The following is a 20,336-nucleotide window of genomic DNA, read 5'->3' as shown; positions in this document are numbered from 1 at the left end:
GGATTCACAAGCTGCCTGTAGTACACGTACTGCTCCAGATCCGCCGTGTCGGTCAGCCGATACTTCAGCCAACCCTGTGACGCGTTACGTGCCGTGCGCCTGTAGGCCACGGCCATGTCGTCTCCGTCCGGGTTCGCCGCCTTCCCGTATTTAGTCTGAAACCAGTGATCCACTTCCGTGTAATCGATCCTCGTCCCACTCATGTCGCTACGGATCTCAAACTCGATGTGATCGTCCGGATAAAAGTGCACGGCAAGCACGTCCTCTCCTGCTCCACCCTTGATCTTTGTCGGCGGAAATTTGACCTCCGTCGTTTTGTAGATCTTCTTGATGGCCGCATATAGATCCTTGATGGCTTCATCCGCGTCATAAACTTCCCACTCAACCGTGAAATCCGTTCCCTTCAGCTTGTAACAACAGCTCAATCTTCCCGCACCAGTTCCCGGCGGCAGATCCCCTCCACCGCTTGCTCTATTGCCATATCTGTCACGAATCGTGAACCCGCTCAGATTGAACGGCGTGTAGTTGAGCCCCATGATGCTGACACCACGGTAGGTCGGCTCAGATGAAAACGCATCGCAACCAGCTAGTACGAGCGATGCAACCGACAACGCAAAGAGCCGCCTAATCATGCGAGACCTCTCCATCATTCCCGGACTCCGAAGTCGCGCGTGTCGCCTCCCGCAAGACATCGGCGTCGATACGACTCAACGCGTCTCCGAACGTCCGCTCGCCGCACATCGCATGCGCCAACCGCTCACGAATCACCGGATGCTCATCGAATCGCGGCGAAATGACGACGCCCTTTGAGACGTAGTTCAACAGGTCGTCATCGTCGGCAATACGGTATCGACGCGCACGTTCCAGTTGTTCGGAAACACACTGATAAAGCGTCAATTCCGTGAAATCGTCGAGCATCGCTCCATACATCATGCGCAACTGCATCGCGAGCTTGTCGGCACGACCGAGATGCAGCAACGCCATATGCTGCTCAATTGTCATCACCTGCTCTCCCTCGACGACCGCATCGACCACACCCGCATCGTTGGGCCAGACGACCTCGTTCAATTCACGCTCGCGATACCAGATCTCGGCACATGGTGCGAGAAATGTCCGAGCCTGTTCCGCGCTCCAAACTGCCCGTAACCGTGCAAGAATCCGGTTGTCATAGAAATGCAGGAAGTACGCGCGCTTGTCTGGCGTCGAGTAACGGCAGAACGATCGGAAATGCTCGACCAGAGACCGAATCGGAAACGAAGACCATATCCACGTCAGCATGTGCAGTCCGCTCGACTCCCTCCAGAGCCGCCGGACAAGCCGACTCTGTAGATCGCGCGGATCATCAAATGCGAAGCGATCGATCGCAATCAGATAGGGGGCAATGTCCGTATAGGACTCGAGAACGGTGCCATCCCACAGTGACCGCCATTCAAGCCGAGGGACGTTAGCCAGCAGTTTGTCGACGTCCGGATTGGCGCGCGCATCGGCAAGTATGTACAGGTGCGCCGAAACGCGCTCTGCATCGAACGCTTCGAATTGCGCCAACAATCGATCACGCCACGCGTCCCATGCCGCGTCCAAGTCACTGGTTGGCTTCTCAAGCCCGGTTCCGGTCATCAGGCGACCTCCGTCATCGCTTCGACACCACGGTGTGCATCAAGCAAGCACTCCTTGCATGGCCCGATGGGCATACTCGGCAGAGGAGTCGAAAGCGAAGCAGGACCGGTCCAGTGGAAATTTCCGCACTTGAGCGTGATATCTCCCGGGCATCCGAGTTCGATGTTGCCGCCATCGATCTTGAGATAGGCGCCACCGCTTGTCAGCGTCAACGCTCCGCGCGAGGCCGCGAGAATCGCACCATCGCTACTGGTGAAGTTCATGTCCTTCGACGCCGACAACGCCATCGCACCCGTGCGGGCCTGGACGACGACATCCTTTTTAGCCGCAGTGACCCGTACCCCCTGTGCTTGCGCGAAGAGCGATACCTGCCTTCCCGCCGCGACGGTGAAGCTCCGCATGATCCCGACGTCGAAATTCCCGCCCGCCGTCGCGATCAAGTTCCGGTCGGCATTGACCTGTAAATGCTCCCCGGACGTGAGCCCGATACCTGATGGTGCACTCGCAAGAATCGCCGAACGCTTCAAGCCATCCAGTGCTTCCGCATAGAATGACTTCTGTTGCTGCAACTCGGAGACGGTCGCCTCCGCCGCCCGTACCGCCTCGGAAAGTGACTCCATGCGATCAATCGCCCGCAGCAACTGCTCCTGCGCCTCTTTCATGTCGAGTTGATGCCCCGAGGCGGCGGCCTGCGCTTCGGTACTCAACAGCAAGCCCTTCGGGCCGCGCGCCGCAAGATGCCCGTCCGTCCGTAACTCGGCCCCTTGACCGCGTTCGTTACGGCCATCGTCCACCATGTGCCCCAGATTCAGCTCACTGGTCTGAGTCGGCGTCGTGAGATGAATATGCTCGACGCCCTCCTTATCCTCCATCCGCAACTCATTCCGCGCCGCCGTACGAATAAGATTCCGCGTATGGTTCAGGTTGTTCACCAGATCCGGATGCACGCTGTCATGCATCGCCCCGATGATCACCGGCCGGTTCGGATCGCCGTCGGTATGAACGATCGCCACCTCCGCCCCGTCGATCAGCGGAAAGTGATGTCCGTAGTTGTCGCCGATATAAGGCTTCGCAAACCGCACCGGCCGACTCGTCCCACCCGGGCTCCATTCATCGAGATCGAACGGCAGCTTGATCACGTACCAGCCCTGCTCGGTCAGATACGCATACTTGTAATTCCCCGGCGACGTAACGCGCGCCGGCAGAATCCCGTCAACCACCGGCCGCGACACCGAAGCCATCGGCGTACGCCACACGCGATCCGACGGAATCCCCTCGAACGCCACCCAGTACGACTCGTTCCGCCCGCCGTGTGACTCGACCGACGTCACGAACACCCCATGCTTCGCATCGGCCGGCTTCGGCTCAATCCGCATCACCTCACCGGCTTCGAGCCAGAACGGATTACCCGTCCCCTTGAACGTGATCTGCTCGGCCAGATAGGCTTCGTGCCGCAACCGGGCGACCTGCTTACCCTCGTCGGGCGTCTCGTAATGCTCGCCCCAGCGATAATCGACGGCGTTCGTCGTCTTGTCGTCACGCGCTGTGTTTTCCTCGACCAGCAACGACACCTCGGCCTGCCGATGGTTGTAGTCATGCAGCCGCACCGCCTCCGGCACACGCTTCGTCTCGCGCCCGAGTGTCTTGATCGCGTCGGCCCCGGCGCTCTCCAACCCCGAGTCACGCCGATACGGCACCGTGCGCTGCTTGCGCGCATACGCATCCAGATCGTCGCCGAACACGACCACGGCGCGATCCTTCTTCTGCTCCCAGCGAAACCAGATTCCCTCTTCCGCGCAAATGCGCCGGATGAAGGCGAACGTCGTCTCGTGATACTGCGTCACGTACTCGCGACGCTTGTACTGCCCGCGCAACTGAAACTGGAAATCGACACCCGCGCGATACCCGTAATGCCGAAGCGTACCGGTCACGATCTCCTCGACCGACTGCTTCTGAAACAGCCGGCTGGTCACACCACGATCGAGATCGGCCAGCGTCGGCTCGAGCACGACCCGGTAGCGCGTTTCATCCGCCGACGTCTCCAACTCGTCGAACTGCGTGATCACGCCGTGAACCATATACGCCGCAGGCTTCGCACTGAACTGCGCCGCGTTCTCCCCGAACATCTTCCGCAGGTAATCCATGTTCGGGTCGATCGGATCGGCACTGAATTTCGCCGGCCGGCCCAGCACCTGATCCATCGGAATCCCCGCCGCCGGGCTTGTGAATTCGATCTCATACCGGTAAAGCTGGCTCACGCGGTCCAGCCCCGTGAACTTCACGATCGAGAACGGTGCCGGATGCGGCGCCAGCTTCAGTTCATAAGCCTGCGTAGGCAAAATCATCGACATGGATTCTCCCAGTCGCACGACGCGTGCTGCTCCGCCGGGGCAACCATCGACGCCCCGGCGGCTCGCACACGAACGTCGGATCAGTTCTTGGCCTTCGGCATCTGCGATACGAGCGACAGTCCGATATCCATCCCCTCGACCTGGAAGTGCGGGACGATAAACAGCTTGATCCGGAAGAAGCCCGGGTTGTCGTCGATGTCCTCGACCGTCACCCTGGCCTCGCGCAGCGGATGCGACGCCTGCAGCTCGTCGCCCGGATCCTTCATCTCGGTCACGAGCCCCTTGATCCAGCCGTTCAGTTCGAGTTCGAGCAGACGGCGATCCTTGGTCGTGCCGATGTTCTCGCGCTGGATCAGCTTCAGGTAGTGCGCGATACGCGACAGCAGGAAGATGTACGGCAGCCGCGCATTGATGCGGCTGTTCGCGGTCGCTTCCTTGGTCTCGTACAGCGCCGGTTTCTGCGCCGAACTCGCCGAGAAGAAGCATGCGAAATCGTGGTTCTTGTAGAACGACAACGGGATGAAACCGAGATTCGCGAACTCGAATTCGCGCGTTTCGGGGATCAGCACCTCGGTCGGAATCTTCGGCTGGTAGCCGGTGCCGAGGTCGTACAGGTGGACCGGCAGATCCTCGACCTTGCCGCCCGCCTGCGGCCCGCGAATCTGCACGCACCAGCCATTGCTGACGAAGCTGCGCACCATGTTCGCCGCGAACGCAAATGACGCATTCATCCACAGGTACTTGTCGTGGTCGGGGCCCTTGACGGCTTCCTCGTAGTTGAACGCCCGCACCGGCGCCGTATCCTTGCCGTATGGCAGACGGCCGAGCACGCGCGGCATCGTCAGGCCGACGTAACGTGCGTCGTCGGTATCGCGGAAGCTCTTCCACTTGATGTATTCGGCGCGATCGAAGTAGTTGCCGATGTCCTGGATCGCCGCCACTTCCTCCATCGATTGCTTGCCGAAGAACGCCGGCCCGACCGAACCGATGAACGGCATGTGCGCGGCGGCGGCCACCTTCGAGATGTTCCGCAGCAGCGCGACATCCATCGGCGAATGGGCAAATTCGAAATCGCTGATCATTGCGCTGATCGGCTGGCCGCCCGGCGTGTCGTACTCCTCGATGTACGTCAGCCGATACAGGCCGCTCTGGATCAGTTCGGGGGTGTCCTCGAAGTCGCGCTGCAGCGCGTCCTTCGACACGTCCAGCACCTCGATGCGTGCGTTCTTGCGGAAATCGGTCCGGCTCACGAGCATCTTCAGGCCACGCCAGCGCGCTTCGAGCGCCTGGAATTCCGGCGCGTGCATCACCGCATCGAGCTGACGGCCGATCTGCCGGTCGATCTGGCCGATATGGAAATCGAGCAACGACTTGTCCAGCCGGTCGACCGGCTGGCTCGCCTTTGCGACGAGTTCGAGGAACGCGCCCATCCCGCGCGCGATGCGTTCGTCGGCCGACGCCTCGGACAGCATGTCGTTGTCGCGGAACGCCTCGAGCGGGCGTGCTTCGTTGACGGGCTTCAGGTTGATCTTGCTGCACAGCGACGCATAGACGCTGTCGATATCCCCGTGCGGGGCGTCCAGCACGACGGTCTCGGTCGCGCCGGCCTGCTGCGTTTCGGTGGGTTTCATGTCGGGTCCTGTCTGCGATCGAATCGCTACGATGTTGCGAAATGCGCTGAACGCGCGCTTTGCCTGGCGTCGCTCACGCATGCCCTTCCGGCTGCGTCGCGGCAGTCGCGATCTGCGCGAGTTCGCCACGGAGCTTCGCGGACAGGCGTTCGTCCTTCAGCACCTTCTCGAACTCGCGGCGGAACATGCCGTTGTCGAGCAGATTCGATTTGAGGTCGCGCAGCAGATTGCGCATCGCAAGCAACCCCTGAAGCTCGGGAATCTGGCGCGCGACCTGCTCGGGCTCGAAATCCTTGATCGACCGGAACGACAGGTTGACGGGCAACTCCGAGCCGTCGCCGGCCAGCGTGTTGTCCGCAGCGATCTTGAGATCCGGTGCGTAATCGGCCAGCACGGCATCGAAGTTGTTCTTGTCGATGTTCACTTTCTTCCGCTCGGCAAGCGGCGCCTGCTCCCGGCCGGCGCTGAAGTCGCCCGCCACCAGCAGCTTCAGCGGCAGCTCGACCTTCTTTTGCGCCCCGCCCGTATGCAGATCAAGGGTGATCGACACCCGGCTCTTCGGGATCTCTCGCTGAAAGCTATCCAATTCGTTCTCCTTATCCAAGGAAGCTTGAAGACTCCGCGATGTGCACCCGCAACTACCGGTGCGCTGTCGTTCGCGTCACCCTTGCTCAATCGCGCAGCACGTATTGACGGACGACCGATTCGGATATTCGCGGCACGGCATCCGATTCAGCCGGCAGAAAATATCACGCACTTTCACATGAAGTAAACCACCCAAATCTGAAATCGATCCTCAATCACCAATTCGAGACTGAAAATAATACAAGTACGAATACGGAAAACCGTCCAGACCTCATCACACCGACATCTCCCCAGATCCAAAGTCAATCTCAAATAACCAAAAACCCCGCCCAACCCACTGATTTTTATACACAAAAATCAACACACAAGATCACCAAAACCTCAATAAAGCAACGCATCACAAATCCACGAACCAGGAAATAAGATCGCCCTCAAAATCCAAACCATTGAATCCAATCATATCTCGATATAAATGACACATTTGTCAACAATTCATCTAATTGCGGGGTATACGAAATCGGAAAACGATGGTTAGAATCGGCGCCTCATAATTCCAAATCGATATTGACCACACCATGCGGATCGAAAAGCCGCTCTGGCATGAAGGGCTGATTCTCACGCAGCAGCACTTCCAGCAGCAGGACCGCTGGAACGGGTTCGCGCTGCAACAACTGGCGTCGGCATTGTCCGTATCGCCATGGGGAACACTGAGCGTCGAGATCGACGAGGAGGCACTGTCTTCCGGACGCCTGAAGCTCACCCGGCTGCAACTGCGCTTCCCCGACGGCACGCCGGTCGACACGACCGTCGCCGATGCGTTGCCGCCGGCGCGCGACCTCGCCCGCGAGTTTCCGGCCGATGCCCAGACCGTCGACGTGCTCGCCGCACTCGCGCTGCCCGACGCAAACGGCAGCAACTGCCGTTTCGACGAAACGGCACTGGCCCGCCCGCGTCGCGCGTACCGCGAATTCGTCAAGGTGACGGACCTGAACGGAACGGCGGAAGCCGAGATCGCCGCCGAACGCCATGCGGTCAGGTTGCTGTACGGCCATGAATCGCACGCAGACGATACGACATGCGCAATCGCCCGCCTGACGCGCACGACGAGCGGCCAGTTCCAGGTCGATCGCGGATACGTGCCGCCCTGTCTGTCGCTGTCGGGCCATCCGCTGCATATCGAGCGCATCCATCGGCTTGCGGATATCCTCGCCGCCAAAAGCGCGCTTCTCGGCGCGCGGCGCAGCGAACGGATCGAGCAGGTCGCCGAATACGGTATCGCCGACGTCCAGCTCTTCTGGCTGCTGCACTGCATCCATCAGGCGTGGCCGCAACTGCGCTTCCTCGCGTCGCATCCGGCGCAGCCCACGGATCGCCTTTACCTGGTACTCGCCGAGCTGGCGGGATCGTTGATCACGTTCTCCACGCGCGTACCGCTGACCGACATCCCGCCCTACGACCATGCCGCCGCACACGGCGTCTTCGCGACGCTCGAATCGCTGATCCGCGATCTGCTCGACGCGATCATTCCGTCGCGGGTCGTGTCGATCGGGCTTTCGCACACGGCAACCACAACGTGGGTCGGCCAGTTCCGCGACGAGCGGATCGTCGAAGGCGCAGCGGACTGGTACCTGTCCGTCAACGCAGCATTGCCGGCGTTCGATCTGGTCGAGCAGTTCCCGCGCCTGTGCAAGATCGGTGCGCCGGACGACGTCGAGCACATCGTCAACTCCGCGGTGGCCGGTATTCCGCTCAAGGCCGTGCAGCGCGTGCCCGGTGCCATTCCCGTCCGGCTGGACAACCACTACTTCGCGCTCGACGCGCATGACGCCGCGCATGCGCGGATGCTGGCCGCACGCGCTTGCCAGATCTACCTGCCCGCGTCGATTCCGGACGCGTCGATCGAACTCTATGCGGTGCTGCGCTGATGAATGCCATCGTCTCCTCCCGTCACGATTCCGCGCTGCTCGCGCGCGAGCCATCCTCCGATCGTGCGCCCCGGCCTTCGATACGGGCGCAGTTGCGCGATACCGCGCTGCTCGTCACTCACCTGTCGAACGGCGGGCAGGTCGACGGCCAGGAGAACCTGCGTCAGCAGTGCGTCACGCTCATCGCGCAGTTCGCCACGGCGCTCGATGCGCAAGGGGTCGCGGCCGACGTCCGGGACGACGCCGTCCTCGCCCAGTGCGGGCTGATCGATGAGGCGGCATTGCGCTACCTTTCCGCGTCGGACAAGGGAAAGTGGGAGTCCCAACCGCTGCAGGTCGACCGATTCGGCACGCATGATGCGGGAACGCGCATTTACGAGCGCCTCGAGCAGCGGATGCGCGAACCCGCGCCGAACGTCGACCTGCTCGAATGCTATGCGGCCGTTCTAGGCCTCGGGTTCCGCGGCCGTTACGCCGCCCGCTCGGGTCCGTCGCCGGATGCCCACGACGGCGAAGCGAAGCGGCAGGCATTGATCGCTGCGCTGGTCGCCCGGATCGATCAGTTGCGACCGGCCGCGCGGCCGGGGTTCGTCACCGACCGCTCGAACACGCGGCTGATCGATTGGCTCAGACACCTGTCTCCGTGGGCGATTGCGGGAACCGCGTGCGCGATCGCGATCATCGTGTGGTTCGCGTGGGATCGCATCCTCGACGCGGAACTGGCACGACTCGTCCAGCAAGCGACGCGGCCGTGAACGTCGATACCGCCGTCCCGTCGGCAGCAACACGCGCCGATGCCGATGCCGCACGCGCGGCCCTGTCGGGACTCGGCTACCCGCTGCGCACGGTCGTGACGATCTCGGCCGCTCTGGCGCTTACCGTCATCGGATGGGTGTTGCCCGTCGACCGCGACGTCATGTGGGGATCGATTGCCATCGTCGTCGCGCTGTCGGCGCTGATCGCCGGGTTGCATGCGCGCAGATTGACGCAGGCCCGCGAACGGCACGTGCGCGTGATCGCGCAACTCGGCGCGGCAACCGCCGACCTGCCCGTCGCGCTGCGCACCAGCATGCCGCTCGTTCTCGTCATCGGGGACGGTCTGCCCGCCATGTTCGATCGCGGCGCAAGCCCGTCGCGTTTCATCCACGTCGGCGACGGCGCCATCTGGTTGCGGGCCGATCGCCCGCAGGACCTTCCCCGCCTTGCCGTTGCGGTCCGCCAGTGGCGGAACGGTCATGCGCCCGATTGCATCGTGTTGTCGGTCGCGCCGGGACTTCATGCGAGCGACGACCTGCTGTCGCAAACGCTGCGCGTCATCCGGCAGGCAGTGGCGGACACGTCGCGCATGCTCGGCACGTCGCTGCCGGGCTATGTCGCGATCTATCAGCGACTCTCCGATTCGGCCGTTTCGGCGGGACCGGCAACCCGATGGTATGGCGTATCGGCACGCTCACCGATCGCGGACATGCGCCGGTTCGACGCCGCGATCGACGCCGCCGAATCCGATGCCCTCCACGCCGGCGCAAGCCCTGCTGCCGCGGCCCGCGCCGCCGGGATCGCATCCATGATCGGATGGACTCGCCGTATCGTGTTCGACACGCTGACAGACCGTCGCCAGCCTGCGTCGCCCTGGCCGTTGTTCGGCGCCGGCTGGATCGACCATGGTCCGGCGACGGCCCCCGACAAGCCATGGGAACGCGAAGTCCGCGCGCGCACGGGCATCGCGCCGGCCGTACTATCGGCATCGCCCGCGCCGTGGCCGCTGCCGCAGCCGCTGATCGACGCGATGCCGCGCCGCGCGCGGCGATCGCCGCGCGTCACCGCGGTCGCGCATGTCGTCGCGATCGCGGCTTGTGCGGCCACCGTCGCCATCTGCGGTGCAGCGACAAACAACGCAGCGCTGATGACCCGAATCGGCGACCACGTCGAGCGCTACAACCGTCTCCCCGCTACGCAGGAGGCCGCGAAACGCGATGCGCTCAAAACCCTTTCGTCGGACCGCGATCAGCTCGATCGATATGCGCGCATCGGCGTGCCGCTCCGACTGTCGTTCGGCACGTATCGCGGCGCTCGACTGCTGCCGGTGCTCGACGACGCGATCGCCTCCTACCAACCGCCCGCGCCGCCGCCCGCCGTCGTCACGCTGGACAGCATGTCGCTGTTCGACAGCGGCAACGCAAGGCTCAAGCCCGGCACCACGCGCGCGATGGTCGATGCGCTCGAACTGATCAAGGCTCATCCCGGCAAGCGCGTGCTCGTCGCCGGCTATGCGGACGACCAGGGGCGCCCCGACCGCAACCTGAAGCTGTCGATCGACCGCGCGACCGCCGTGCGCGACTGGCTCGTCGATGCATCGGGCATGCCGACGACGCAATTCGCGATTCAAGGCTACGGCGATACACGGCCGATCGCGGACAACGCCACGCCCGCGGGCCGGGCCAGGAATCGTCGAGTCGAAATCACGCTGGTGCCCGACATGCCGGCGCCGGCCGTCTCGACCGGCGCCGCGAGGTAATACACGTTTGGGTTCCCGGGGCATCCGTCCCGGGTTTGTCAGCGCCGGAATCCGGTTCCGGCGATTCGCAGTACGAAGAAGAAGGAGTGAACAAATGGCAATTCCGGCCTACATGTGGCTCAAGGACGACGGCGGTGCGGACATCAAGGGTTCGGTGACCGTCCAGGATCGCGAAGGCAGCGTCGAACTGGTCGCGTTCGACCACGACGTGCACATTCCGACCGACGGCAATACGGGAAAGCTCACCGGTACACGCGTGCACAAGCCGATCACGCTGACGAAGGAGACGGACGCGTCGACGCCGTATCTGTACAAGGCCGTGACGAGCGGCCAGACGCTGAAGTCGGTCGAGATCAAGTGGTACAAGATCGACGACGCGGGCAAGGAGAAGGAGTATTTCAACACGAAGCTCGACAACGTGAAGATCGTCGCCGTGAAACCGAAAATGCTCGACATCAAGAACCCCGCCTACGAGAAACACAACCATCTCGAAGACGTCGAACTGCGCTACGAGACGATCACGTGGTCGTACAAGGACGGCAACATCATCCACAAGGACACGTGGAACGAACGTTCCTGACGCGCTGACCGACGGGCGGAATCCGGCGCGCCCGCGCGCCGGGTGCCGCTGCGCCGGTCGCCGATTCGCAGTCGCGCCCGTCGGTTCGCATGGGCGTCGACGAATGCACGCCCGCCTCCCCTCCTGATCCGATATCGACATGACGCCGCCTCTCCGGGACGCCTCCCATCTCATTCGCCGCCTCAATCCCCATTGCGCGCGCGCTCTCGAAGCCGCCGCGAGCCTGTGCCAGACCCGGCTCGCCGACGAAATCGCGGTCGAGCACTGGGTGCTGAAACTGATCGAAGCGGACGACGGCGACATTCCGGCGATCCTGCGCCACTACGGTCTCGATATCAACGCGGTGTGGGATGCGTTGATCGACGTGATCGACCGCATGCCGCGCACGCTGCGCGGCATGCCGGCGCTGTCGCGGCAGCTCGCCACGGTGATCGAGGATGCGTGGACGCATGCGATGTCGGACGATTCCGACGGCACCATTCGCTCGGGCCATCTGCTGCAGGCGATCGTCGACGCGCCACACGTGTTGCGCACGCAGCGTGCGTGGCCGCTGTTGTCGGTTTCGAGCGCGCAGATCCGGCGCGTGCTGCCCCGGATCGGGCGACGTTCATCCGAGAACGCGTCCGACGGCATGACGTTGCAGCCGCCGACGTCGCCCACCGCCGATCAGTCCGGCAACGTTGCGACGGCGGCGTCCATCGATCGTCACGCGCCACCGGCACCGTCTCGCACCACCGACGACGACGCACTCGCGCGCTTCGCACTCGACCTGACCGAGAAGGCCCGCCGTGGCGAGATCGACCCAGTGTTCGGGCGCGACCGGGAGATCCGGCAGATGATCGACGTGCTGGCGCGCCGCCGCAAGAACAACCCGATCCTGGTCGGCGAGCCGGGCGTCGGCAAGACCGCGCTCGTCGAAGGGCTCGCGCTGCGCGTGATCGAAGGCAGCGTGCCGGAGACGATTCGCGACACGCGCATCCTGACGCTCGATCTCGGCTTGCTTCAAGCCGGGGCCGGCGTCAAAGGCGAATTCGAGCAGCGGCTGAAGAACGTGATCGACGAAGTGCGGAACTCGGCGACACCCATTCTGCTGTTCATCGACGAAGCGCACACGCTGATCGGCGCGGGCAACGCGGCCGGCGGCGCCGACGCGGCCAACCTGCTCAAGCCGGCGCTCGCGCGCGGCGAGTTGCGCACGATCGCGGCGACGACGTGGGCCGAGTACAACGAATACTTCGAACGCGACGCGGCGCTCGAACGACGCTTCCAGGTCATCAAGGTCGACGAGCCCGACGACGACACGGCGTGCCTGATGCTGCGCGGGCTCGCAAGCCGCTATGCGCAGCATCACGACGTCCACATTCGCGACGACGCGATCGTCGCGGCCGTGCGGCTGTCGCGCCGCTACATTCCGGCCCGGCAACTGCCGGACAAGGCCGTCGATCTGCTCGACACGGCCGCCGCGCGCGCGCGCATGGCGCTCGACGTGCCACCGGTGGAATTGCAGCAGACACGCGCGACACTGGCGGCACTCGAACTGGAACGCGCCGCGCTCGATGCGGATTCCCGCGCCGGGATCGGCGACGTTGCCGGACGACGCGCGACGATCGACACGGAACTCGACGCCGTACGCGACACCGCGGACACGCTGCTCGACCAGTACGCTAGGGAACGCGAACGCGTCGACGTGTTGCGCAAGCTTCGCGGCGCGGCCGTCACTGCGCCCGATCCGGCGGCCCTTTCCGACGCCATCGATGCGCTATCGGAAGTTCAGGGCAAGTCGCCGATGATCGCCGCCGACGTCGATGCGCAAGCCATCGCACGCGTCGTCGCGGAATGGACCGGTGTGCCGGTCGGCAATCTCGTCGACGACGAACTGCGCAGCCTGCTCGCGCTCGAAGCGATGCTCGCCGCGCGCGTGGTCGCACAGGACGATGCGATCGGCGCGCTGGCGGAAAGCCTGCGCACCGCGAAGGCCGGCCTGAAGAGCGAACACGCACCGCTCGGCGTGTTCCTGCTCACCGGGCCGTCCGGCGTGGGCAAGACCGAAACCGCGCTGGCGCTCGCCGACCTGCTGTTCGGCGGCGAAGCCGCGCTGACGACGATCAACCTGTCCGAGTACCAAGAGGCGCATACGGTGTCGCAGCTCAAGGGCTCGCCGCCCGGCTACGTCGGTTACGGGCGCGGCGGCGTCCTGACCGAAGCCGTGCGCCAGCGTCCGTACAGCGTCGTGCTGCTGGACGAAGTGGAGAAAGCGCACCGCGACGTGCTCGACATTTTCTATCAGGTGTTCGACCGCGGCACGATGCGCGACGGCGAGGGGCGCGAAATCGATTTCCGCCACTGCGTGATCGTGATGACATCCAATCTCGGCAGCGCGCAAATCGACGATGCAACGGCCGAGGATCCGGCAATCACGCACGAAGCGCTACGCGAAGCCGTGCATTCGCAGTTGGTCGCGCACTTCCAGCCCGCCCTGCTCGCACGCTTTCAGACACTCGTCTATCGGCAGCTCGATGCCGCTGCGCTCGCCTCGATCGTGCGGCTCAAGCTCGACAAGATCGCCGAACGTCTCCATCGGCAACACGCGGTGACTCTGACGTGCGCGGACGGCCTGATCGAATCGATCGCGCGGCACTGCGTATCGCGCGAGTCCGGCGCACGCAGCGTCGACGCTTTCCTGAACCGGCGCGTGCTGCCGGCCGTCTCGCGCGAACTGCTCGCCAGGATGGCAGCGGGTATCACGCCGCGGCAAATCCTGTTGTCGGTCACCACCGAAGGATCGTTGACGATCGACTTCGTCGATGCGCCGACGGCCGGCGATGCCGGCACGACGCAACGGAACGACCGATGACCGCCGGCCCGTCGCTCTACGACATGCTGCTCGGCCAGATCGGCGGCGAGCCGATCGGCGCTTACGACGACCGCACGCTCGAATGCCTGAGCGTGCAGCAGAACGTGCGCCGCATTCTCAATACGCGGGCAGGCGCGCTCAAGCACCTGCCCGACTACGGGCTGCCCGACCTGACGAACATCTACAAGGCACTCCCCGCGTCGGCGCATTTGCTCAAGCAGCAGATGGAAGCAACGTTGCTGAAGTACGAGCCGCGTATTCGCGCGATCGACGTCGGGATCGTCGACAATCGCGATCCCGGCATCCTGGTCAGCTTCGAGATGACCTGCCATCTCAAGAACGCAGGGCTCGTGCGCTTCGGCACCTACTTCGAGCCGCCGGGCCGCCTGCGCGTCGAACGACGCATCGACCCGTGACGAGCTCGCGCCGTCACTGCTCGAGCGCAAGATGCGCGGCGAACCCCACCGCTCCCGGCGCGATCTCCGGCTTCAGCGTCAGCGCCGGAATCTCGTAATCGCCGGCATTCTGCCGCCGGAACGGAATCGGCGGCGTCGTCTCCAGTGCGTCCAGACGCTTGCCGAGCGCCGCACGCGTTTCGGCGAAACGCGCTTCGTCCATCCGGTGCGTCTGATAGATCACGAACGGCGGCAGCACGTCGAAACCCGGGTAATAGAGAATCCCGTGCTGAATCGGAAACAGCACGTCGTCGATCGGCCCGTTGATGCCGCGCGGGCTGTAGTGCGATTCCCAGCCGCCGGTCGTCACGATCACCATCGCGCGCTTGCCCGCCAGCGATCCCTCGCCGTAACGGTCGCCCCAGTGGCTGTCGGAATGCTCGCCGACGCCGTATGCGAAACCGTACGCATATACGCGCTCGACCCAGCCCTTCATGATCGCCGGCATCGAGAACCACCACAGCGGAAACTGCAGGATCACCGCGTCGGCCCACTTCAGCTTGGCCTGCTCGCGCGCGATATCGTCGCGCTGCGTGCCCGTCTCGAATGCACGCTTCGAATCGAGCGCGGGATCGAAGCGCGCATCGGGCGCGCGATCGGTCACGTCGCCCGCATCGAACGCGGCCTTCCAGTTCATCGCATACAGGTCGGTCACCTGCACCGCGTGGCCGGCCGCTTCGAGATGCGCGACGGCATAGTCGCGCAGCGCGCCGTTCAGCGAACGCGGTTCGGGATGGGCATACACGATCAGCACGTTCATGTTCGTCACTCCGTCGATTGAATGACTGCAGGATGCCGCGGTCAAAGGTATATTTGAAATGAATTCCTGATATTCCAGGTATAGCGATGAATAATCTCAGGCGACTCGATCTGAACCTGCTGGTCACGCTGGACGTGCTGCTCGCCGAGCACAACGTCACACGCGCGGCCGAGAAGCTGAACATGTCGCAGCCGTCGGTCAGCGTGCAGTTGCAGAAACTGCGCGACCTGTTCGGCGATCCCCTGTTGCTGCCGGGGCCGCGCGGGATGCGGCCGACCGCACGCGCGGAAGCGCTGCGCGAGCCGTTGCGGGACGCGCTCGAAGCCGTCGAACGCGCGGTGATTCCGGCCACGCCGTTCGATCCCGCGACCGCGACGAACACATGGCGGGTGGCCGCGACCGACTACGGCGAATCGACGATCGTGCTGCCCGCGCTGAATGCGCTGCGGTCGGCCGCGCCCGGTACGCGGCTCGCCGTCGTCGAACTCGTGCCGCCGCGCATCGAGCAGGATGCCGAACGAAACGGTATCGATCTGGCCTTCCATACGACCGAGGGTTCGCCGCCGGGCATGCGGCGCCTGCCGCTGTTCGTCGAGCGATACGTGCTCATCGGCCGCGCCGGCCATCCGAAGCTCAAGCGGCGCCCCACGCTCGCGCAGTTCGGCACGCTCGAACACGTGATCGTGTCGCCCGACGGCGGCGGCTTCTTCGGCGTGACGGACGAAGTGCTCGCGAAAGCGGGGGCCGTGCGGCGCGTCGTGCTGTCCGTCCCGCATTTCCTGTTCGTGATGTCGGCCGTCGCCAGCACCGATCTCGTCGCGATGGTGCCCGAGCGGCTGGTGCGCGATGTGCCCGCGCTGCGTGTCGTGGAAGCGCCGGTCGACGTGCCCGGTTATGAAATGTCGATGCTGTGGCACGAGCGCGCGCATCGCGATCCGGCGCATCGGTGGCTGCGGGAGACAATCGCGCAATCGGTGTAAGCGGCACGGCCGACGGAATCGGCACGCCAGCGAGCGGGCAGCGCTCGCCTACCGGCCTCCATCGGCCGCCCCGACATCCGCCGCGTCCGCGCGGCCAAGATTCTTCATCCGGGACTTGAAACCGCGTCGAACACTGTATATATTTACAGTTCTTTTGCACCATTTGACCCGAATTCCGTCATCCACAGACGGACGGACTTTTGTGAGGCGACCATGTTCCAGTCATCCGCATTCGATCCCGAGCAACCCGGCTTCAATCCCGTCCACTTCGAGCGCGCCGCGCAGCGGGCGGTCGTCGATCTGCAGCGTGTCGTCGGCGGCCCCGCTCAGCGGGCGCTCGGCCTGCGCCGCCGCACCCACCCGGCCGCCGTCCGCACGATGAGCTGGCAGGCGCTGCTGAACGTCGAGGATCTGGCGTTCTCGAATGCCGGCTTCCTGAGCCGCAACGATCCGACCGTCGTCGATGCCTTCATCCGGCTGCGCGGCAGCCGGCTGGTCGCCGCGGACGTCGAGGAACCGGTCGACTGGCGTCGCGACGACGACGACCTGCCGGCCGTCTATCTGATCGTCAAGGCGATGCTCGAAGCGGAAGAGGAAGAACGGGCCGAAGCGGCCTGAGCGGCGCCGGGCACCGGTCGTGCGCGGCTGGCCGGTTTCGCGCCGCCTCGTTGCGGAGTGGCGCACGGAGGCCCGCAAAGGCGCACGGCACGGTCACCGCACCGCCCGCCTGCGCGCGCCTTCGGCCCAGCGGCGGGCAATACGTGTATCGTCGCACCGGCTGCACGCCGTCACGCGACGAACCTCGTCGCGAACGCAACCGCCACCCTGCCGTTACAGCCGCGCCGCGAGCCGCGCACCCTGATCGATCGCGCGCTTCGCGTCGAGTTCGGCGGCCAGTTCCGCGCCGCCGATCAGATGCACCGAGCGCCCGGCCGCCTGCAATGGGGCGAGCAGCGCGCGCTGCGGCTCCTGCCCGGTGCAGAGCACGATCGTGTCGGCCTCGATCAGTTCGTGATCGGTGCGCTGCTCGCCGTACGACACGTGCAGCCCGCGCGCATCGATCAATTCGTAGTTCACGCCGCCGACCATCTTCACCTGCTTCATCTTCAGCGTCGCGCGGTGAATCCAGCCGGTCGTCTTGCCGAGCCCCTTGCCGAGCGGCGCGGCCTTGCGTTGCAGCAGCGTCACTTCCCGTGCCGGAGCTGAAACCTGCGCACGCGTCACGCCGCCGCGCGTCGCGGCCGGGTCGGTCACGCCCCACTCGGCCTTCCACGCTTGCAGATCGAGCGCCGGCGATTCCCCTTCCTGCACCAGATATTCGGCGACGTCGAAGCCGATCCCGCCCGCGCCGACCACCGCCACTCGCCGGCCCACCGGCTGCCTGCCCGCGAGCACGTCGATGTAGCTGAGCACGTTCGGGCCGTCCTGCCCCGGGATCTTCGGGTCGCGCGGCGCGACGCCGGTCGCGAGCACGATCTCGTCGTAGCCGCCCGCGATCAGGTCGCTCGCGTCGACGCGCCGGTTCAGATGCAGGTTCACGCCGGTCAGCTCGACCTGGCGCCCGAAGTAGCGCAGCGCTTCATCAAACTCTTCCTTGCCCGGAATCCGCTTCGCCATGTTGAACTGGCCGCCGATCTCGGCGGCGCCGTCGAACAGGTCGACGTGGTGGCCGCGCTGCGCGAGCACGGTCGAGCACGCGAGCCCGGCCGGCCCCGCGCCGACCACCGCGATGCGCTTCGGCTGTTGCGCGGGCGTGTATTTCAGCTCCGTCTCGTGGCATGCGCGCGGATTCAGCAGGCATGACGCGATCCGGTTCTTGAACGCGTGATCGAGGCACGCCTGGTTGCAGCCGATGCAGGTATTGATCTCGTCGGCGCGGCCCTGCGCGGCCTTGACGACGAACTCGGCATCCGCGAGCAGCGGGCGCGCCATCGACACCATGTCCGCGCAGCCGTCCGCGAGGATCTGCTCGGCCACTTCGGGCCGGTTGATCCGGTTGGTCGTCACGAGCGGAATGCCGACCTCGCCCTTCATCTTCTTCGTCACCCACGCGAACGCGCCGCGCGGCACCGACGTCGCGATCGTCGGCACGCGCGCCTCGTGCCAGCCGATCCCCGTATTGATGAGGGTCGCGCCCGCGCGCTCGACCGCCTTCGCGAGCTGCACGGTTTCGCTCCAGTCGCTGCCGTCCGGAATCAGGTCGAGCATCGACAGCCGGTAGATCAGGATGAAATCGCGGCCGACCGCTTCGCGCGTGCGCTCGACGATTTCGATCGGCAGCCGGATGCGGTTCTCGTACGCCCCGCCCCACTGGTCGGTGCGCTTGTTCGTGTGCATCGAGATGAACTGATTGATCAGGTAGCCTTCCGAGCCCATGATCTCGACGCCGTCGTACCCGGCTTCACGCGCGAGCGTCGCGCAGCGGACGAACGCGCGGATCTGCCGTTCGACGCCGCGCGCGCTCAGTTCGTGCGGCGCGAACGGCGAGATCGGCGACTTGATCTTCGACGGCGCGACCGCGAACGGGTGATAGCCGTAGCGGCCCGTATGCAGGATCTGCAGCGCGATCTTGCCGTCCTCCGCGTGCACCGCATCGGTGATCTCGCGATGCCGGCGCGCGGCGGCCGACGTCATCAGCGTGCCGCCGAACGGCTTGGTCCAGCCGGCCACGTTCGGCGCGAAGCCGCCCGTCACGATCAGCCCGACCCCGCCGCGCGCGCGTTCGGCGAAATATTCGGCGAGCCGCGGCAGCGTCTTGCGGCTGTCTTCGAGGCCCGTGTGCATCGAGCCCATCAGCACGCGGTTCTTCAGCGTCGTGAAGCCGAGATCGAGCGGCGCGAGCAAGTGGGGAAAGGAGGTCGTCATGAGGATTCAGCCAAGGGGCGATGCGTGACATCGTAGGCGCGCGCCGCCTTGAACGTGAGGGGGCAAACAGCCATAATGCTTGTCATTTTCGGCCAAGATGACATGACTTCCCCTCTCGCCAAGGACCGCCTCGGGCTGCGCCGGCCGACGATTCCGGTCGCCTATACGCGCCTGCTGCTGCAGGCGCTGGCCGCGCGCGGTGTCGACCTGGCCGCCGTGCGCGCCGGCACGGGCCTGCGCGATGCGGTGCTGGCCGAGCCGGACGCGCGCGTCGCGCCGTCGCAATGGGGGCGGCTCGTGCTCAATGCGATCGAGATCGGCGGCGATCCGGGCATCGGGCTCGCGTTCGGGCTGCTGCTGAAGCCGACCGTACACGGCTTTCTCGGCTACGCGACGCTGACCGCGCGGGACATCCGCGAAGCGCTCACCGTCACGCAGCGCTACTTCCGGATGCGCAACCGCCAATATCGGCTGACTTATGCGGAAGACGAACGCGGCGCGACGCTCGAACTGCACGGCGTGCAGGCGAGCCCCGTGCTGCAGCATCACGTGATGTTCGAATTCGTGCTGACGGGGCTCGCGCAGAACATCTCGCAATGGGCCGGGCGCGCGTCGCCGCCGATCGCGCTGCGGTTCGCATGGCCGGAGCCGCCCTATTTCGCGCGCTATCGCGACCAGTTGCCGCCGGTCGAATTCGGCTGCGCGGCCAATGCGCTGTGGATCGCGCGCGACGTGCTCGACTGGCCGCTGCCGCTCGCCGACGAAGTCGCGCACCGGCAGGCGCTGGTGCAGGTGGAGCGCGAGTATGCGCAGGTGCGTCAGGAGGACGGCGATCTGGTCGAGCGCGTGCGTGCGGAGCTGGCGCGCGGAGCCGGCGATTACCCCGGGCCGGAGACGCTCGCCGACGCGCTGCTCGTATCGACGCGCACGCTGCGGCGGCGTCTGGAGGAAGCCGGGTCGAGCTACCGGCAATTGCTCGACGAAGCGCGGTTTCGCGACGCGAAGCAGTTGCTCGCCGCATCGGATCTCGACCTGAAGACGATCGCCGAGCGGCTGCAATTCACCGACCCGGCGAATTTCACGCGCGCGTTCCGGCGCTGGGCCGGGCAGACACCAAGTGCGTATCGGGAAGCGGCGGCCGGCGTGACAGGGTCGGCGACGACCCGAGCACCGGTGCGCGAATGACGCCGAGCCGTCGGCGCCATGGTGCGGCGGCAG

16 protein-coding genes are annotated in these 20,336 nt (G+C 65.0%); 9 read left to right on the top strand and 7 right to left on the bottom strand.

Features of this window, described 5'->3' with window-relative positions; translation table 11 throughout:
• The 5 genes from HWX08_RS23440 to tssB all read right to left on the bottom strand — a co-directional run.
• Positions 1-632: DUF3304 domain-containing protein (locus tag HWX08_RS23440; RefSeq protein WP_175869755.1), on the bottom strand; the 632-nt coding region annotated here is incomplete at its 3' end.
• Positions 625-1,617 carry a DUF4123 domain-containing protein gene (locus tag HWX08_RS23435; RefSeq protein ID WP_174921234.1) on the bottom strand — a complete coding sequence of 331 codons (993 nt, stop codon included), beginning with the start codon at positions 1,615-1,617 and terminating at the stop codon, positions 625-627. The genes HWX08_RS23435 and HWX08_RS23440, both read right to left, overlap by 8 nt.
• Positions 1,617-3,968 carry a type VI secretion system Vgr family protein gene (locus HWX08_RS23430; protein ID WP_174921235.1) on the bottom strand — a complete coding sequence of 784 codons (2,352 nt, stop codon included), beginning with the start codon at positions 3,966-3,968 and terminating at the stop codon, positions 1,617-1,619. Before HWX08_RS23430 ends, HWX08_RS23435 begins: the two co-directional genes overlap by 1 nt.
• Positions 3,969-4,048: 80 nt before the next feature.
• Positions 4,049-5,599: a type VI secretion system contractile sheath large subunit gene (tssC, locus tag HWX08_RS23425; protein WP_174921236.1), complete on the bottom strand. Its 1,551-nt coding sequence runs from the start codon at positions 5,597-5,599 to the stop codon at positions 4,049-4,051.
• A 73-nt stretch (positions 5,600-5,672) separates the two neighbouring features.
• Positions 5,673-6,185, bottom strand: coding sequence for a type VI secretion system contractile sheath small subunit (tssB, locus tag HWX08_RS23420; RefSeq protein ID WP_174921237.1), 513 nt, complete (start codon positions 6,183-6,185; stop codon positions 5,673-5,675).
• A 574-nt stretch (positions 6,186-6,759) separates the two neighbouring features.
• On the opposite strand from tssB, the gene tssK reads away from it, so the two are divergent.
• The 6 genes from tssK (at position 6,760) to tssE (ending at position 14,474) form a co-directional block, all read left to right on the top strand.
• Positions 6,760-8,109, top strand: a complete 1,350-nt coding sequence (gene tssK / locus HWX08_RS23415; RefSeq protein ID WP_174921238.1) for a type VI secretion system baseplate subunit TssK — start codon at positions 6,760-6,762, stop codon at positions 8,107-8,109.
• A complete protein-coding gene (locus tag HWX08_RS23410) occupies positions 8,109-8,864 on the top strand; it encodes a DotU family type IV/VI secretion system protein (protein WP_174921239.1) in 756 nt (251 codons plus the stop codon). Before tssK ends, HWX08_RS23410 begins: the two co-directional genes overlap by 1 nt.
• Entirely contained in the window at positions 8,861-10,624 is a 1,764-nt protein-coding gene (locus HWX08_RS23405) for an OmpA family protein (RefSeq protein ID WP_174921303.1), read from the top strand. The genes HWX08_RS23410 and HWX08_RS23405 overlap by 4 nt, the downstream gene beginning before the upstream one ends.
• 94 nt (positions 10,625-10,718) lie before the next feature.
• Entirely contained in the window at positions 10,719-11,204 is a 486-nt protein-coding gene (locus HWX08_RS23400; RefSeq protein ID WP_174921240.1) for an Hcp family type VI secretion system effector, read from the top strand.
• A gap of 139 nt (positions 11,205-11,343) precedes the next feature.
• The gene (tssH, locus tag HWX08_RS23395) at positions 11,344-14,058 is read left to right on the top strand and encodes a type VI secretion system ATPase TssH (protein ID WP_174921241.1); all 2,715 of its coding nucleotides are present in this window, start codon (positions 11,344-11,346) and stop codon (positions 14,056-14,058) included.
• Positions 14,055-14,474, top strand: a complete 420-nt coding sequence (gene tssE, locus HWX08_RS23390; RefSeq protein WP_069259363.1) for a type VI secretion system baseplate subunit TssE — start codon at positions 14,055-14,057, stop codon at positions 14,472-14,474. Before tssH ends, tssE begins: the two co-directional genes overlap by 4 nt.
• Positions 14,475-14,487: 13 nt before the next feature.
• On the opposite strand, the gene HWX08_RS23385 is transcribed toward tssE, so the two are convergent.
• Positions 14,488-15,273 carry an NAD(P)H-dependent oxidoreductase gene (locus HWX08_RS23385; RefSeq protein ID WP_174921242.1) on the bottom strand — a complete coding sequence of 262 codons (786 nt, stop codon included), beginning with the start codon at positions 15,271-15,273 and terminating at the stop codon, positions 14,488-14,490.
• A gap of 86 nt (positions 15,274-15,359) precedes the next feature.
• Here HWX08_RS23385 and HWX08_RS23380 point away from each other — a divergent pair, with 86 nt between their 5' ends.
• Together HWX08_RS23380 and HWX08_RS23375 are read left to right on the top strand one after the other, a co-directional pair.
• On the top strand, positions 15,360-16,253 hold the full coding sequence (locus tag HWX08_RS23380) for a LysR family transcriptional regulator (RefSeq protein WP_069259362.1): 894 nt from the start codon (positions 15,360-15,362) through the stop codon (positions 16,251-16,253).
• A gap of 213 nt (positions 16,254-16,466) precedes the next feature.
• Positions 16,467-16,871, top strand: a complete 405-nt coding sequence (locus tag HWX08_RS23375) for a DUF2471 family protein (protein ID WP_069259361.1) — start codon at positions 16,467-16,469, stop codon at positions 16,869-16,871.
• 213 nt (positions 16,872-17,084) lie between these two features.
• Here HWX08_RS23375 and HWX08_RS23370 read toward each other — a convergent pair whose 3' ends face one another.
• Positions 17,085-19,118 carry an NADPH-dependent 2,4-dienoyl-CoA reductase gene (locus HWX08_RS23370; protein ID WP_174921243.1) on the bottom strand — a complete coding sequence of 678 codons (2,034 nt, stop codon included), beginning with the start codon at positions 19,116-19,118 and terminating at the stop codon, positions 17,085-17,087.
• Between the two features lie 75 nt (positions 19,119-19,193).
• Between HWX08_RS23370 and HWX08_RS23365 the strand changes: the two genes are divergently transcribed.
• Positions 19,194-20,303 (top strand): AraC family transcriptional regulator, encoded by a 1,110-nt coding sequence (locus HWX08_RS23365; protein WP_174921244.1) that lies wholly within the window; start codon positions 19,194-19,196, stop codon positions 20,301-20,303.
• The last annotated feature ends 33 nt before the right edge of the window (positions 20,304-20,336 follow it).

It is taken from the genome of Burkholderia metallica, assembly GCF_902832845.1.
GTDB classification, from domain to species: Bacteria; Pseudomonadota; Gammaproteobacteria; order Burkholderiales; family Burkholderiaceae; genus Burkholderia; species Burkholderia metallica.
Note: the sequence above shows the minus strand (reverse complement) of the source record. Positions and strands in the feature narration are given on the sequence as shown.

Excerpts from the sequence above, each read along its gene's own strand:
- HWX08_RS23435 (WP_174921234.1), bottom strand. The coding sequence starts at position 1,617 with ATGACCGGAACCGGGCTTGAGAAGCCAACCAGTGACTTGGACGCGGCA.
- HWX08_RS23430 (WP_174921235.1), bottom strand. The coding sequence starts at position 3,968 with ATGTCGATGATTTTGCCTACGCAGGCTTATGAACTGAAGCTGGCGCCG.
- tssC (WP_174921236.1), bottom strand. The coding sequence starts at position 5,599 with ATGAAACCCACCGAAACGCAGCAGGCCGGCGCGACCGAGACCGTCGTG.
- tssK (WP_174921238.1), top strand. The coding sequence starts at position 6,760 with ATGCGGATCGAAAAGCCGCTCTGGCATGAAGGGCTGATTCTCACGCAG.
- HWX08_RS23410 (WP_174921239.1), top strand. The coding sequence starts at position 8,109 with ATGAATGCCATCGTCTCCTCCCGTCACGATTCCGCGCTGCTCGCGCGC.
- HWX08_RS23400 (WP_174921240.1), top strand. The coding sequence starts at position 10,719 with ATGGCAATTCCGGCCTACATGTGGCTCAAGGACGACGGCGGTGCGGAC.
- tssH (WP_174921241.1), top strand. The coding sequence starts at position 11,344 with ATGACGCCGCCTCTCCGGGACGCCTCCCATCTCATTCGCCGCCTCAAT.
- tssE (WP_069259363.1), top strand. The coding sequence starts at position 14,055 with ATGACCGCCGGCCCGTCGCTCTACGACATGCTGCTCGGCCAGATCGGC.
- HWX08_RS23385 (WP_174921242.1), bottom strand. The coding sequence starts at position 15,273 with ATGAACGTGCTGATCGTGTATGCCCATCCCGAACCGCGTTCGCTGAAC.
- HWX08_RS23380 (WP_069259362.1), top strand. The coding sequence starts at position 15,360 with ATGAATAATCTCAGGCGACTCGATCTGAACCTGCTGGTCACGCTGGAC.
- HWX08_RS23375 (WP_069259361.1), top strand. The coding sequence starts at position 16,467 with ATGTTCCAGTCATCCGCATTCGATCCCGAGCAACCCGGCTTCAATCCC.
- HWX08_RS23370 (WP_174921243.1), bottom strand. The coding sequence starts at position 19,118 with ATGACGACCTCCTTTCCCCACTTGCTCGCGCCGCTCGATCTCGGCTTC.
- HWX08_RS23365 (WP_174921244.1), top strand. The coding sequence starts at position 19,194 with ATGCTTGTCATTTTCGGCCAAGATGACATGACTTCCCCTCTCGCCAAG.